Raw genomic sequence first — 14,342 nt, 5'->3', positions numbered from 1 at the left:
ACCTGAACAATAGACAGGCTTTTATATTTTTTTGATATATTTTTATTTCGATTTAAAGTTGTATTAACCCCATCAAAAGACAAGCGGCTATTGACAGCTTTATCCTATTTAGCCGGACAACAATAGTTATAGCAATTTACACTCACAACTAGTTCAAAACAAAATAGCCACACAAGATTGACGACACCAACGACATATTAATCTTGTAAGTTTTTTACCTCCGCATCTGTCGGACAGCACTGTATCTATTCGCATACAATACCCTCATCCTACTGAATCAAATAAATAAAACAGACAATCACTGCATGTTTATATCGGCAGAATCCAGCTACCGCTGAGGTTGATATTTATTTAATTGAAAACAACCAGCCAGTTACTTGACCGCCACATACCTTCAACTAATATCTTTTCCACGCACAGCGCAGGTAAGGATTATTGCTGTGCGCTCATCCTTATACCCCCACAACAGGAAAAGGAACTCCAACATGGAAAGTGTCGCTATCTCAGCTGCCCAAATTAACTGGAACGGCGGACAACGTATTACTCTCACCGCAGGAGATACAGCCACCTGCACCGCGCTTAGCCCCGGCCAGCTTTATGGCATCTTTACCTACAACTCCGCTCAAAATGACAACAATTCGACTGTCTACGTGAACTGGAGCAACAGCCAACCGCCCGTACCGATCACGGTGCCTGGTACCACAGCCAATGCAGGCTTGGCATCATTGGGTTTTGTCTCGGGCACCGATACTCAAACCGTTTCGGTTTCACTGCCCAGCAATGCCGGTAACTCCCAGGTCGAAATCTGGTTGGGAAGTGTCGGCATGCCGACCAATACCTCGGGGCTGAGCAATTATCCTCTACCGGCCGATGGTGAGCAGCATCCGTTCAACAAGTACGTCCGTTACTATGCGGTACCCCCATCGAAGTGGATGAACCTGACGATCGCCAGCACCATTACACAGTTCATCTCCTGCCAGTTCCGTGAGGCGCAAGCGACCGTATTCGTCGTCAATGAGACGTCAAATGGCCTCCTCACCGGCCAGGTCACCACAATTGGGCCTACTGCCAGTGCGGTTGGGGCCGTCAAGATCTCTTACTCGCAGATTCAGAGCATCTCCAATAATCTGCAAGGCGACGGTACGCAGTGGGTGTGGATGGATGCTGACAGCCAGCAAGACTCTCAGAGCGCGACCATTTCCTTGCAATCGCTTTGAATTTCCTGGCCAGGTAATAAGGAAGGCCCCACCTGTGGGGCTTTCTTTTTTATCTGGCGTAGCGGCCAATCGCCTCGAAAAATGCCTGTATTCATTGCGCAAAATCGCGGCAATCAACTGGCGCCCCACGACAGGCGGCATGCAACCCGGTTAACCATCGCTTAACCCCACGGTCCAAGACTTTACTGGACCGCACGCCCTCAGCTACCTCTGACGCCCAGTGCGGCAGGTTCGACGTTCTTGCATCGAACTGACTTTCCCTCTGCACTGGAGACCCATCGTGAACATGCGAATACTACTGATGACCACCGCCCTCGCCTGCACCGCGCTCGCAGGTCTTGCTCAGGCCAACGAGACGTCGTCGTCACAGGCCGTGCCCTATCACTACGGCATGCCGCTTCATGTGGGCAAAGTCGTTTCCCTGACTGAGCCGCAGACGCTGGAATGCCAAGTGGTGACGGCCGACATGAAGTACATCGACAAGTCGGGCAAGCCTGCGGAAATTACGTACCGAAAACTTTCTGACGCGTGCAGTTATCAGAACTGACAGAAGATTCTGATTCGGTGCCTGGCGGTAGGCCTGTGAGGATTCTGACGCTATGCTTTGGCGTCCCCCTCACTGCCGAAAGGATTCGTCATGCAGTTCTCGTTTCGCACGCTGTCGACATTCACCGCCGCCCTTTGTTTTCTGCTGGCGCTGGCTTGGGGTTTGATGCCGCAAGGGTTGCTGGCAATCTGGAGTATCGAGTATTCGTCCGCGGCGGGGTTTGTTGCCAGGCGCAGTGCGGTGCTGTTCGGCGCGTTGGGGGTGATGTTTTATCTTGTTCGGCAGGCCCCGCCCTCGGTGGCGCGAAGCGCGATGTGCAGCGGCTTTATGGTGGGGTGTTTCGGTTTGGCAGCACTGGGCTTCGGCGAATGGCTCAATGGTCATGCCGGGCCGGGTATTTTGCTGGCGATAGTGGTAGAGCTGGCACTGGGTCTGGGGTTTATCCAGACCCGGCGCGTGTCGCTCGAACTGGGTGAAACTGCCGGTTAATGGGCTTTTGACGTCGGGTGCAACAGCTGGCTGTGCGCATTGTGCGCAAGGTCGGTGCGTAACTCGGCTATCAGATTATTGATTTCCCGACACCCGTTGAGGTGATGGGCGTCTATGCCGGTGACGAACAGGTCGAGATGGTCAGTCTCGCTGTCCGAATACACCTTGACGGTCATCGACAGGTCCGGCGACAGCGTGCATTGGCAGCGTTTCGGAAGAAAACTGCTTTCAACGATATTGCGTAGTTCCAAGGCAGAAAGAAACATGGCCACCCTCTCGGTATTGTGAGATTGCCAATCAAAAATCAATGTCGGTCGGAGCTCAGATCGCCCGTTCTTTTCGTCCGTGCGGGTTTCATCGTTCCAACGTCCGACCGTTTTCTTGTTTCAGCGCTGACTCAACAGGGATCGCGGTCAGCTCAAGACAGCTTCAGCATAAAACATGCCCAGAATTTCGCTCTGCACCTCGTCGGCGAATCAAGGATTGGCGGGGGTGGCTATAAAGCGACTCGTGCAAAATGCAAGAAAGGACTGTTTCAAAACCTGCATTTTGCATACCCCACGATGTCGGGTTTGCATTGGCTGAGGACGGTAGTAAGAATGCGGTCCATCCATTCAGTATCCGCTGACCCCACACACACGCAAGGAGGCATCATGGGTGCTTTGCCCTTTAACACGACCGTCGGGCTGATAGTTGCCGTTCTGTCGTCCGCAGCCCACGCCGCAACACTCGAAGACGTCGCGCCGTATCCCAAGCCCGAGAGCGGTTTTACCCGCCAGGTCATTCACCTCGCCCCGCAACAACAGGAAGACGGCTATCAAGTCGAGATTCTTGCCGGCAAGACCCTGACCGTAGACTGCAACCGTCAGCGCCTGGGCGGCAGGCTTGAGGAAAAGAACCTTGAGGGTTGGGGTTACCCGTTTTACCGGCTGGAAAAAGTCACCGGCCCGATGAGCACGCTGATGGCCTGCCCCGATGGCAAGAGCAAAAAGGACTTCGTACCGGTGGTCGGTGACGGTTTCAGGCTGCGTTACAACAGCAAGCTGCCGATCGTGCTCTACGTGCCCAAAGACGTCGAAGTGCGCTACCGGATCTGGTCAGCGTCGAGCCATGTCGAGAAAGCCGTTCAGGAATAACCGGTCCATCACGCCCATAGGAGCTCCCACCTTGATTACCTGTCACGTCAAATATGTGATCGACCCCTATCAACTGACCGAATTCGAAGCCTACGCCAAAGCCTGGCTCGGCATCGTCGAACGTTTGGGCGGTACTCACCACGGGTATTTCCTGCCTTCCGAGGGCGCGAGCAATATCGCCTACTGCCTGTTCAGTTTTCCGTCACTGGCGGACTACGAAAGCTACCGACATATTGCGATGACCGACCCAGAAAGCACGGAACTGGTGGCCTTGTTGGTCGAGAAGAAGTTCATTGTGAGCTACGAGCGGACCTTTTTGCGTCCGCTGCTGGCCTGAGTTCCTAACATCTGAGCCCCCCTCACGCCGACACGCCGCTCAACGCTGCGCGCTCGGCCACGTACCGCAAACTGTCGAAATTGATGTTCGCTCCGGAATCGATGGCCACCAGGGTCTGACCACGGGCGCTGGTTCGTGCCACGTACTGCTTGATCCCGGCCACGGCCAATGCGCCGGAAGGTTCGGTGATCGAGCGGGTATCGTCGTAGATATTCTTGATGGCGGCGCAGAGTTCGTCGTTGCTGACGGTCATCACCTCATCGACGCAAAACCGGCAGACCTCAAAACCATAAGCCCCGATTTCAGCGACGGCCACACCATCGGCGAAGGTGCCGACAGTTGGCAGCACGACCCGTTCGCCGGCCTTCAATGCAGCCTGCAAACAGGCGGAATGCTCCGACTCGACGCCGATGATCCGGACTTCAGGGCGCAGGTATTTGACGTACGCGGCGATACCGGCGATCAAGCCACCCCCGCCCACCGGAACGAAGATCGCGTCCAGCGGCCCTTGGTGCTGGCGAAGGATTTCCATGGCGACGGTGCCCTGTCCGGCGATCACGTCCGGATCGTCGAAAGGCGAGACAAAGGTGCGACCGGTTTGCCGTGCCAGGTCCAGCGCGTACTCCAGGGCAAACGGAAAACTCTCGCCATGCAGCACTGCATCCGCTCCTCGGCTGCGAACCCCATGCACCTTCAATTCCGGTGTCGTGCAGGGCATGACAATGGTTGCGGCGACCCCCAACTCGCGGGCCGCCAACGCTACGCCTTGGGCATGATTGCCAGCCGAGGCAGTGATCACGCCGCGAGCTTTCTGTTCGTCGCTGAGGTTCACCAGTTTGTTGTAAGCGCCGCGGATCTTGAAGGAAAACGTCGGTTGCAAGTCTTCACGCTTGAGCAGTATCTGATTGCCCAACGCCTCGGATAATGCCGGTGCCGCTTGCAGCGGCGTGCGCACGGCGAGTTCGTAAACCGGCGCGGCGAGGATTTTTTTCACGTAGTGCTCAAGCAAGCTCTGCTGGGCGGGGGTGCTGCTCATGATCGTCTCCTTGGTATCCGGGTTTACGCGGTCGGTGTAGGAGCTGCCGAAGGCTGCGATCTTTGCTTTTCAAGATCAAAAGATCGCAGCCTTCGGCAGCTCCTACACCGGTTGCGTGCATCCGGTAAGCTCAAAACCCAGAAGACAGAAAGTAAAAACCCGCCTCTAGGGCGGGTTGGGTGCTGCAGTCGTGAGCTAGCCCGCCAAATAAGGAATGGCGGTAATAATGCTTGGCTGGCAGCGCAATACGGTGGAAGTCATGGCTGGAAATTAGCCGGAGGCTGATGGCAAGTCAATGGCCAATTTTCAAGAGCCGCTGTAGGCTGGCGATTCTGCTCATTGTCCCAAGGAAGGAAACCATGAAGTCTGTCGCCCTGCCCCTCATTGCCCTGATCGCCTTCGCCGGCTACACCGTTTCGGGCTGCAGGCCGAGCAGTCGTTGCTCGACTTCGGCATCAGCCTGATGTCGCGGCCCGATACTGCGCAGGTGGTGATTGTTTTGTACCTGTTGGCGACACTTGCCGGTATCTGGATGTACCAGGATGCGCGCAAGCGTGGGCAGTCGGGGTTGTCGGTGGTTCCTTATTTGTTGGTGACGGCGATTTTTGTGTCTGTCGGGCCGTTGTTGTATCTGGTGGTGCGGGGTCTTCAATGCCGCAAGAACTCCATCGATGCCACTCAACAAGCATGATCCAGATTTTGTCTGATTTTGAGATGGCTATCGCGAGCAGGCTCGCTCCCACAGGGGGCTGTTCCGGACTCGAAAGTTGGGCACCCAGATCAAAATGTGGGAGCGAGCCTGCTCGCGAAGGCAATCTGACAGCCGCCAAAGTCACCTCGCCAGGCGCTTGAGGCCAATCACCATCCCCCCCGCCCCCAGCATCATCGCCGTCAGAAACAACGGATAGGAAACCCACCACGGCGTGCCGGCGGTCATCATGCTGAACTCGGACATGCCGCCAATGCTCGCAATCAGGTTCAACGGCAGAAACACCACGTTGATCAACGTCAGTTTGCGCAGCAGGTTATTCATGCTGTTGTTCATCAGATTGCCCCGCGCATCGATCAGCCCGGAGAACACCGTGGAGTAGATTTCCGCCTGTTTGTAGCACTGGTTATTTTCGATGATCAGATCGTCGATTAAACCAATGGCTTCAACGCTGAAGTGTTCCTTTGCCGCATGATTACGCAGCCGGGTCAGGACCGCGCCATTGCTGTGAATGGCGTTGATGTAATAGATCAGGCTTTCGCTGAGGTTGAACATTTGGATCAGATGCTGGTTCTGCATCGAGGCATTGAATTTCTGCTGCAACTCCCGGGCAACCATCTTGATCACCTTGAGGTGCCCCAGATAGTGGTGAATGTTGTTGAACAACAGGTCGAGCAACACATCCAGTGGCGTCTTCAGTGACTGCCGCGTGCCGAGGCCGCTGAGCGGCGAGTCGTCGGTGGCGATCACTAGCAGACGCCCCGGGGAAAACAGCAAGCCACAGGACGACACTTCGAAGGACAGGCTACCACCACCTGAGTAGTTTTTCGGACGCTTCCAGATCAGGAACAGGTTGTCGGGGTGGAACTCGATGCGCGACACCTCGTCGGGGTCCAGGGCCGAGGCCAGAGCGTGTTCATCGAGCTTGAAATGGCTGTGCAACAGATCCCGTTCGGCCGCATCGGGGTTACTGAATAGCATCACGTCGGCGTCTAGCCGTTCGACCGCTTGCAGGGCGCCGTGGCTCAGCTCAAAACTCTTGATCATCGGCCGCTCACCAGGCCTGACCGCGGCGTTTGAGCTCCAGCCGACGGACAAACTCTTCCAGCACCAAGGAATACAAATCGTCCTGCAAGTAGGCGTCTTCGATGCCGGCGTCCATGTTCGGGTTGTCGTTGACTTCGATCACCACCACTTTGTCGCCGGACTGTTTGAGGTCGACGCCGTAGAGACCATCGCCGATGAGATTCGCGGTTTTCACCGCCAGTTCAACCACCGCTCGCGGTGCTTCGTGAACCGCCAGGGTGCGGCATTCGCCGTTGATGTCCTGGCCTTTGGCCTTATGGTTGTAGATCTGCCAATGGCCCTTGGACATGAAGTACTGGCAGGCAAAGATCGGTTTGCGGTTGAGCACGCCAATGCGCCAGTCGTATTCGGTGTAGAAGAATTCCTGGGCCAGCAGCAACACCGAGTGTTCGAACAGTTCAGCGGTGGCTTCAAGCAAGGCTTGCTGGCTTTGGACCTTGATGACGCCCTTTGAGAAACAACCGTCGGGGATCTTCAGCACCAGTGGAAACCCCAGACGCTCGCCTACCCGCTCGAAATCTTCCGGTCGTTCCTTGTAGAGGATTTCAGTGGCGGGCATGCCCAGCTGATGGCTCTTGAGCAAATCAGTCAGATAAACCTTGTTGGTGCAGCGAAGGATCGACGCCGGGTCATCCATCACCACCAAACCTTCGCTCTCGGCTTTTTTGGCGAAGCGGTAGGTGTGGTTGTCGACGCTCGTTGTCTCGCGGATCAGGAGCGCGTCGTACTCGGCGATTCGGGCGTAGTCCTTGCGTTCAATCAGCTCGACGTCGATGCCCAGTGTCTTGCCGACCCTGACGAAGTTGTCCAAAGCCTTGGGATTGGACGGCGGTAATGCTTCTTGCGGATCGTGCAGAATGGCCAGGTCATAACGGGCCAATCGCCTGGAGCGCGGCATGCGCCAGATCTTGCGACTGAAACTGTCAAGTGCATTAGCGAACTGATCTTCCTGATCTTCACGCAACTTATGCAAGGCGCCAAACTTTACACCTTCGATGTGCCAACCATTAGTTTGACGAAACTCAACCAGCAATATCGGACAAGGAAAAACCTCGAACAACTGTCGAGCCAGATCCTGTAATGGCTCAATAGAGGTTTTGCCGAAGTACAGTGTCAGGGTAAACCCTTCGGTATCGCTGTAAAGGTGATTACTGAGGGCTTTTTCCAGGGTTTTATCCAGATCATCCAGGGCCAGGCCATACAGGGATTTGCGGGTCAGTTCGCTGATGGTCCGCACCGACGGAATAACCTTGTGCCCCCGCGCTTCGGCCAGCAGCGAGCAGTAATAACCGTGCCCGAGGTACTTGTAGCTGCGGCACAGGTTGATCACCTGAACCCGCTTGCCCTGCTCGTTGTCGCGGGTCTGTTCGAGGTATTCCTGGGCGGTGACGATGTCTTCACTGGGAAAGTAAGAGGCCCAGTCTTCCTTGCGTTCGACGATGATCGTCAACTGGCTGGAAGTTCTGATCGAGCCATTTAAATAGTTTGCAGAAGTTATTGCTGCCGGTAACGTTTGCTCAGATACTTCGCGCCAATGACCTTGTACCGCTGACATAGTGATTGATCCATTGAAGAACAAGACCTTTCCTATTAAGCACGAACTTTTACGAAAGTCCCGTTTCGTTACGCAACTTTTACGGCGGTCATATGAATCCTGTTTTTCGCTTGGCGGTAGTTGAAGACATACCGGCACTGCTGGCACTCGAACAGCAATGTTTCATCACGGACCGGCTCAACAGTCGCAGTTTTCAATGGATGATCATTCGGGCTCACGGACAACTGTTGGTGGCCCAACGTGGCGAGCAATTAGTGGGCTATGCGGTGGTACTGTTTCACCGGGGCACTTCATTGGCGCGCCTATACTCGATTGCGATCGCCCTTGATGCTCGCGGCAGTGGACTGGGCAAGCAATTGCTCGAACGTGTCGAGGCTTGCGCCATTGAGCATGACTGCGCCTACCTGCGGCTGGAAGTGCGCATCGACAATCCGACGGCGATTGCTCTGTATGAGCGCAACGGCTACCGGCGTTTCGCGCGGATTCACGACTATTACCAGGACCATGCCGACGCGCTGCGATTGGAAAAACGTATCCTCCAGCACCGCGACTCACGCAACATCAAGGTGCCTTACTACCCGCAGACCACCGAGTTCACCTGTGGCCCGGCCTGCCTGCTGATGGCCATGGGCGCACTGCAAGACGATCGAGCGCTGGAGCGCGGCGAAGAACTGCAAATCTGGCGCGAGGCGACCACGGTGTTCATGACGTCTGGCCACGGAGGCTGCAGCCCTCAAGGTATGGCGCTGGCAGCATGGCGGCGTGGCTTTCGGGTGCGGCTGCAACTGAGCATGGCCGGGCCGCTGTTCCTCGACGGCGTGCGCGATGCGCATAAAAAAGACGTAATGCGCCTGGTACACGAGGAGTTCACGGCGCAGTTGCAAGCCACCGACGTGGAGCGAATGATCGGCGGACCACTGGATCTGCCACGGTTACTGCACGATGGCGGACAACCGCTGGTATTGATCAGCAGCTATCGCCTGACCCGTTCCAAGGCGCCGCACTGGGTGATCGTCACCGATTGCGATGAAGAGTTCGTCTACCTGCACGATCCGGATGTGGATCACAGCCAGCATCGTCAGTCGATAGATTGCCAGCACTTGCCGGTCAGCCATGGGGAATTCGACAAAATGTGCAGTTTCGGGCGAGGCAAGCTGCGGGCTGCGGTGATTCTCTATCGGCGTCAGTAAACCTGTGGCGAGGGAGCTTGCTCCCATTCGAGTGCGAAGCAGTCGATTGCATGGGGGCGCTTCGCACCCCAGCGGGAGCAAGCTCCCTCGCCACAGGTTATGCGTTTTACTTCAGGCCAAGCTTGTACAGCCCCCCTTCATCTTCATCGGTCAGTACATACAAATATCCATCCGGCCCCTGCCGCACATCGCGAATCCGTTTGTTGAATTCACCCAACAACCGCTCTTCGTGAACAACTTTGTCGCCTTCGAACTGCAGGCGGATCAACTCCTGACTCACCAGCGCCCCGATAAACACGTTGTGCTGCCAGGCCTTGAAGCGATCGCCATCGTAGAAGGCCATGCCGCTCAGGCCGGGGGATTTTTCCCATACATGGTGCGGGCCCAAGGTGCCTTCGGCGGTTTCGCCCTTGGCTTCCGGGATTGGCAGGCCGGAATAGTTGATGCCGCGGGTTGCCAGCGGCCAGCCGTAGTTCTTGCCTCGTTCGATGATGTTGATCTCGTCACCGCCCTGGGGACCGTGCTCGTTTTCCCAGAGCGTGCCACTCCAGGGATTGAGCGCCGCGCCTTGCGGGTTGCGATGGCCGTAGGACCAGATTTCCGGGCGAACGCCTTTTTGCCCGACAAAAGGGTTGTCCTTCGGCACCTTGCCGTCTGGATAGATCCGCACGATCTTGCCTTGCAGTTTGTCGAGGTCCTGCGCCGTGGGCCGGTCGTTGTTCTCGCCCAGAGTGATGAACAGATAACCGTCGCGATCGAACACCAGTCGCGAGCCGAAGTGGTTGCCGACCGAGAGCTTGGGCTCCTGACGGAAGATCACCCTGAAATCCTTGATGGCCGTCAGGTCTTCCGACAACCGTCCGCGACCGACCGCCGTGCCGGCCTTGCCGCCCTCACCGCCCCCTTCGGCGTAAGACAGATAGACCATGCGGTCTTGCTTGAAGTCGGGCGACAGCACCACATCGAGCAACCCGCCCTGCCCCTTGGCCCAGACCTGAGGCACGCCGCTGAGCGGGCCCGAGAGTTTGCCGTCAGCGCTGACCAACCGCAGGTTACCGGGCCGCTCGGTCACCAGCATCCCTTGGCGATCGGGCAGAAACGCCAGCGCCCAGGGATGTTCCAGGCCTTTAACGATCGGCGTGAGCTCAAGGGTGCCCTGCTCGCTTTTTATATCCTGTGTCGGCGCCGCGAAAACGGGCGCAGTGGCTGTAAATAACGCGCTGGCACAGAAAGTGGCCAAGAGGGTTTTACGCAACATGCACGATTCCTTTTGTCGTCAAAATGGCTGGCAAGAGCTCTGTCCTGCCGTTCAACGGTAGTTGCGGTCCGAGTCCCGGGGCGGTGGATTGGGAATGAATTTCGGTTGGCTGGTGGGAGCCGGTCGATCTTGCGGATAGCGGTTGCCGATACCGCCGTTATCCAGCGTTGGCGGTCGTGGCACAGGCACCGTGCCTGGCCCGCGGATTACCGGAATGCTGGGTTGCGTGCCTTGCATGCTGTTGGGATTGGCCCGGCGAATCGGGCTGTTGTAGGGATTGTTGTGGGTGCTGCCCGGCAGGTTCTGCGCCAGCAGCAAGGGCGAGGACGGCGATGCGGCATCTGCCAGAGCCAAAGGACTCAGCACGCCACTCAATGCCAGCGCGATGACGCCGAGCACACATCGGTTCATGGGGACCTCCCTAAATGAGCGCGCCACGCTTCATGGATGAATGAAGCCACGCTACGCCCAGGGTTCGGATTTGTTAACTAAAACCTCCTTCACAAGATGTAACACGAGTTAACCGCACCGCCGATCCGCCCGCAGGACCGGGCCGCCGCCGACTGAAACTTTTGCCCTTGGGCACAGGTCACCAGAACATCAATCGACGAGATCACGACGATGGCACGGGCAATCTGGAAAGGCGCAATCAGTTTCGGTCTGGTGCATATTCCCGTGGCGCTGGTTTCGGCGACGTCTTCGCGCGGGATCGATTTCAACTGGCTCGACAGCCGCAGCATGGACCCGGTCGGCTACAAGCGCATCAACAAGGTCACCGGCAAGGAAATCACCCAAGAGCACATCGTCAAAGGGATCGAGTACGAAAAGGGACGTTACGTGGTGCTCAGTGAGGAAGAGATTCGCTCGGCTCATCCACTGTCGACCCAGACCATCGACATTTTTGCCTTTGTCGCCAGCGAGCAGATCCCCCTGCAAAACATCGACACGCCCTACTACCTGGCGCCGGACAAACGCGGCGGCAAGGTCTATGCGCTGTTGCGCGAAACCCTCAGCAAAACCGACAAGGTCGCTCTGGCCCGCGTGGTATTGCATTCGCGCCAGCACTTGGCGGCCCTCATGCCGCTGGAGTCAGCCATGGTGCTGGTGATGCTGCGCTGGCCGGCCGAAGTGCGCAGCCTGGATCAACTGGAGCTGGGCAGTGAGGTGACCAAGCCGGATCTGGCCAAAGGTGAGCTGGAGATGGCCAAACGGCTGGTGGAGGACATGAGTGCCGACTGGACGCCTGAGGAGTACCGCGACAGCTTCGAAGACAAGATCATGGCGCTGGTCGAGAAGAAGGCGAATGAAGGCAAGATCGAAGATGTCGAAACGGCGACGGGTGAAGAGGTGCGTAAAACCGCCGATGTTATCGATCTGACCGAATTGCTCAAACGCAGTCTTGGTGGCAAGGGCGGCGGTAAAACGGCCAGTAAACCGGCCACCAAAGCCAAACCTGCTGCGCAGAAAAAGCCCACGAAACGGTCGAGCGGCTGACCCTTCACTGGTACATCCATGAGTCAGGCGGTGTGAATCTCGGCCCCATCGCGAGCAGGCTCGCTCCCACATTGGCCTTGTGAACGACATAAAACAAAGGTGGGAGCGAGCCTGCTCGCGAAGGCGTCATACGCCTCAATACCAAATTCAGATCAAAACAAAAATCGTCAGCAACCCACCAAAAATCGCCCACTTCTCCAGGTAGTAGCGAGCGCGGTTACGCTTCTTGAGCGCTTTGCCGCGCAGGCGAATCTTGTAGATTTTGGCGAACAAGCGGTTGATACCACCGACCTTGTCGCCGGCATCGTTCGGCGCGCCCGCCGCCGCCATCACCGTACGGCTGAACCAGCGGTTGAACGCTGCCGCCCAGCGATATTTCATCGGCCGTTCAATGTCACAGAACAGGATGATGCGGTTTTGCGCAGTGGTGTTTTCGGCGTAATGAATGAAGGTCTCATCGAACATTACCGCTTCGCCGTCGCGCCAATGGTAGTTCTCACCGTCGACGTTGATATAGCAGCCGGCATCGTTCGGCGTTTCCAGTCCCAAGTGATAACGGTACGAACCGGCATAGGGATCGCGGTGACGGACCAGTTTCGAACCCGGCGGCAGTTCAGCAAACATCGCGGCCTTGATCGAGCCGATGCTTTGCACCAGTTCAGTCGTGCGCGGACAGAGTTTTGCGGCCGACGGATGACTATCGCCATACCATTTGAGATAGAAACGTTTCCAGCCACTTTTGAAAAACGAGTTGAAACCAACGTCGTCATATTGATTCGAACGCTTGATCTCCCCGGCCTTGAGCAGATTCTGGCCTTCGGCGCGAATCTCTTCCCAATGAGCCTGCAAAGGGCTCAAGTCGGGAAAGTCTGCCGGGTTGAGATAAGGCTTACTGGGCTTTTTCGAGAACAGATAAAGGAAGCAATTGATCGGTGCCAGAAACGTCGAGTGGTCACTTAACTGGCGGCCTAATTTGTGGCGCACCTTTCCGCGCAAGTGAACATACGCGATGGAGATGACATAAATAGCGGCAATGATAAATTTCACGGAAATCGTCACACGTCAGAAATGAACAAACTGCGTCCCGATGGCGCGTTCTTGAGCCATGCCGATGGTCGGCACAGGGTCGAAAGATGGCATTTTAGCCAAACTCTGTAACTAATAGTTAACCTTCAACTGTGAAAATGTGTCTACGTTATGAGTAGCACGGTTCGCGAACCGCTCTCCCGATAGTAGCCTCATGCCATACCACCATTCGTCGCGTATGTAAATACAGCGCCCAATATATGACGGTAACTGGCTTGGGCTTTGCAGAAGCAGAATGTAGCAGCCCCAGAACGACGTAATTCTGACGCGGCGGCAATTAAATTAACGTTTAAGGACTGCAGCGATACGCTTGGTCAGTCACCGGGAGATTTAACGTGTCAACTCTCAATGAAATCGCAGCGAACCACGCGAGAATGGCTAAGGCAAAAGAAGAAGAAGAGTCGACCGGACTGAATGAGCGACACGTTCAAATAATGGGAAGTTTCGAAATCCCATCCCTTGATGAGCAACCGCACATCCCGCTGCACCTCATCACCGGAGGGCAGGACAACCACCTCGGACAAGCCACTGGCTACTTGCTCTGAGTCTCGACCTGGTCAGGCACCGACTTGTCGCACGCCGTTCAACGTGCGGCAAAGCCAGGTTTTCAACCGCTGCCAGCGAGTCGTTTACAGCGGGCAGATAGCGACAACTTCATGGTCACTGCCTGGAGAGGTGATCTGCACGGTCCAGCCTTGCGCAAAAACCATGTCGTGATGCTCGACGATGGCACTGATGACGGGGCAAAGCTTTCTGGCTTCTTCTGGAGAGCTGTCTACCGAGATGTTGACCGAACGATCTTCGCTTGAGAACTCGGAGGCCTGAGTCAAGGCGTCGTTGCCATCCAGGATTTTGCAGAGCAATGAGGCGTTCTCAACGGACTCGTCTGTAGTGCCGGAGTAAGCACATTGAGCCGTCACAATTGTCAGTAAAAAAAACAAACCTGTTGCGTATTTGTGTCTCACTTCCATGTTCCTTGGGTTGGGAGGAAGGAATACTAATTCATGAGCCGGTCAATAGTTTTGACGGCAACCCCCTTTCCTTCCAACTACGCCCGCATGCATTGAGCGGCAAATAATCACCGGCACCACTGCGACTCACAGGGTGCGGGTGAGGGGCGCGTCTTGGGAGAGTACCAGGGGAGTATCTGCGAGCCGCTATTGATCAGGTGATGGTCAGCGGTGATGACAACGAAACGCCAG

The 14,342-nt window shown here is 56.2% G+C and carries 15 protein-coding genes and 2 pseudogenes; 9 read left to right on the top strand and 8 right to left on the bottom strand.

Annotation, left to right across the window (positions count from 1 at the left end; all coding sequences use genetic code 11):
* The first annotated feature begins 485 nt into the window (after nucleotides 1-485).
* From BK662_RS24800 to BK662_RS24790, 3 genes are all read left to right on the top strand, one after another.
* Nucleotides 486-1,217, top strand: coding sequence for a hypothetical protein (locus BK662_RS24800; protein WP_123359560.1), 732 nt, complete (start codon nucleotides 486-488; stop codon nucleotides 1,215-1,217).
* Between the two features lie 280 nt (nucleotides 1,218-1,497).
* On the top strand, nucleotides 1,498-1,764 hold the full coding sequence (locus tag BK662_RS24795) for a DUF2790 domain-containing protein (RefSeq protein ID WP_123359561.1): 267 nt from the start codon (nucleotides 1,498-1,500) through the stop codon (nucleotides 1,762-1,764).
* 90 nt (nucleotides 1,765-1,854) lie between these two features.
* A complete protein-coding gene (locus tag BK662_RS24790) occupies nucleotides 1,855-2,253 on the top strand; it encodes a hypothetical protein (RefSeq protein WP_123359562.1) in 399 nt (132 codons plus the stop codon).
* Here the strand turns inward: BK662_RS24790 and BK662_RS24785 are convergent.
* Entirely contained in the window at nucleotides 2,250-2,519 is a 270-nt protein-coding gene (locus BK662_RS24785; RefSeq protein ID WP_123359563.1) for a DUF1652 domain-containing protein, read from the bottom strand. The two genes, BK662_RS24790 and BK662_RS24785, sit on opposite strands and share 4 nt — an antisense overlap.
* A 387-nt stretch (nucleotides 2,520-2,906) precedes the next feature.
* On the opposite strand from BK662_RS24785, the gene eco reads away from it, so the two are divergent.
* A complete protein-coding gene (eco, locus tag BK662_RS24780; RefSeq protein ID WP_123359564.1) occupies nucleotides 2,907-3,389 on the top strand; it encodes a serine protease inhibitor ecotin in 483 nt (160 codons plus the stop codon).
* Nucleotides 3,390-3,420: 31 nt separating this feature from the next.
* Complete coding sequence (locus BK662_RS24775; RefSeq protein WP_123359565.1) at nucleotides 3,421-3,726, top strand: NIPSNAP family protein; 306 nt, start codon at nucleotides 3,421-3,423, stop codon at nucleotides 3,724-3,726.
* 40 nt (nucleotides 3,727-3,766) lie between these two features.
* Here the strand turns inward: BK662_RS24775 and ilvA are convergent.
* Nucleotides 3,767-4,762, bottom strand: a pseudogene (gene ilvA, locus BK662_RS24770) (threonine ammonia-lyase, biosynthetic); the annotation flags it as partial.
* Nucleotides 4,763-5,121: 359 nt separating this feature from the next.
* On the opposite strand from ilvA, the pseudogene BK662_RS24765 reads away from it, so the two are divergent.
* Nucleotides 5,122-5,453, top strand: a pseudogene (locus BK662_RS24765) (ABA4-like family protein).
* 141 nt (nucleotides 5,454-5,594) lie between these two features.
* Here the strand turns inward: BK662_RS24765 and BK662_RS24760 are convergent.
* Both BK662_RS24760 and BK662_RS24755 read right to left on the bottom strand, forming a co-directional pair.
* A complete protein-coding gene (locus BK662_RS24760; RefSeq protein WP_123359567.1) occupies nucleotides 5,595-6,518 on the bottom strand; it encodes a magnesium transporter CorA family protein in 924 nt (307 codons plus the stop codon).
* Between the two features lie 7 nt (nucleotides 6,519-6,525).
* Entirely contained in the window at nucleotides 6,526-8,112 is a 1,587-nt protein-coding gene (locus tag BK662_RS24755) for a RimK family ATP-grasp domain-containing protein (RefSeq protein WP_123359568.1), read from the bottom strand.
* A gap of 92 nt (nucleotides 8,113-8,204) precedes the next feature.
* On the opposite strand from BK662_RS24755, the gene BK662_RS24750 reads away from it, so the two are divergent.
* Nucleotides 8,205-9,302, top strand: coding sequence for a GNAT family N-acetyltransferase/peptidase C39 family protein (locus tag BK662_RS24750; RefSeq protein ID WP_123359569.1), 1,098 nt, complete (start codon nucleotides 8,205-8,207; stop codon nucleotides 9,300-9,302).
* 106 nt (nucleotides 9,303-9,408) lie between these two features.
* Here the strand turns inward: BK662_RS24750 and BK662_RS24745 are convergent, their stop codons facing one another.
* Together BK662_RS24745 and BK662_RS24740 are read right to left on the bottom strand one after the other, a co-directional pair.
* The gene (locus BK662_RS24745) at nucleotides 9,409-10,560 is read right to left on the bottom strand and encodes a PQQ-dependent sugar dehydrogenase (RefSeq protein ID WP_123359570.1); all 1,152 of its coding nucleotides are present in this window, start codon (nucleotides 10,558-10,560) and stop codon (nucleotides 9,409-9,411) included.
* Between the two features lie 51 nt (nucleotides 10,561-10,611).
* A complete protein-coding gene (locus BK662_RS24740; RefSeq protein ID WP_123359571.1) occupies nucleotides 10,612-10,971 on the bottom strand; it encodes a hypothetical protein in 360 nt (119 codons plus the stop codon).
* A 210-nt stretch (nucleotides 10,972-11,181) separates the two neighbouring features.
* Here BK662_RS24740 and ku point away from each other — a divergent pair, with 210 nt between their 5' ends.
* Nucleotides 11,182-12,054 (top strand): non-homologous end joining protein Ku, encoded by an 873-nt coding sequence (ku, locus tag BK662_RS24735; RefSeq protein WP_123359572.1) that lies wholly within the window; start codon nucleotides 11,182-11,184, stop codon nucleotides 12,052-12,054.
* 147 nt (nucleotides 12,055-12,201) lie between these two features.
* Here ku and lpxO read toward each other — a convergent pair whose 3' ends face one another.
* Entirely contained in the window at nucleotides 12,202-13,101 is a 900-nt protein-coding gene (gene lpxO, locus BK662_RS24730) for a lipid A hydroxylase LpxO (protein WP_123359573.1), read from the bottom strand.
* 374 nt (nucleotides 13,102-13,475) lie between these two features.
* Here lpxO and BK662_RS24725 point away from each other — a divergent pair, with 374 nt between their 5' ends.
* Nucleotides 13,476-13,685, top strand: coding sequence for a hypothetical protein (locus tag BK662_RS24725; protein WP_123359574.1), 210 nt, complete (start codon nucleotides 13,476-13,478; stop codon nucleotides 13,683-13,685).
* 84 nt (nucleotides 13,686-13,769) lie between these two features.
* On the opposite strand, the gene BK662_RS24720 is transcribed toward BK662_RS24725, so the two are convergent.
* On the bottom strand, nucleotides 13,770-14,111 hold the full coding sequence (locus BK662_RS24720; protein WP_123359575.1) for a hypothetical protein: 342 nt from the start codon (nucleotides 14,109-14,111) through the stop codon (nucleotides 13,770-13,772).
* Nucleotides 14,112-14,342 lie beyond the last annotated feature (231 nt).

This window comes from Pseudomonas frederiksbergensis (genome assembly GCF_003732275.1).
GTDB lineage: Bacteria > Pseudomonadota > Gammaproteobacteria > Pseudomonadales > Pseudomonadaceae > Aquipseudomonas > Aquipseudomonas frederiksbergensis_H.
The sequence above is the reverse complement of the archived record's forward strand: the minus strand, read 5'-3'. Positions and strand labels throughout refer to the sequence as shown.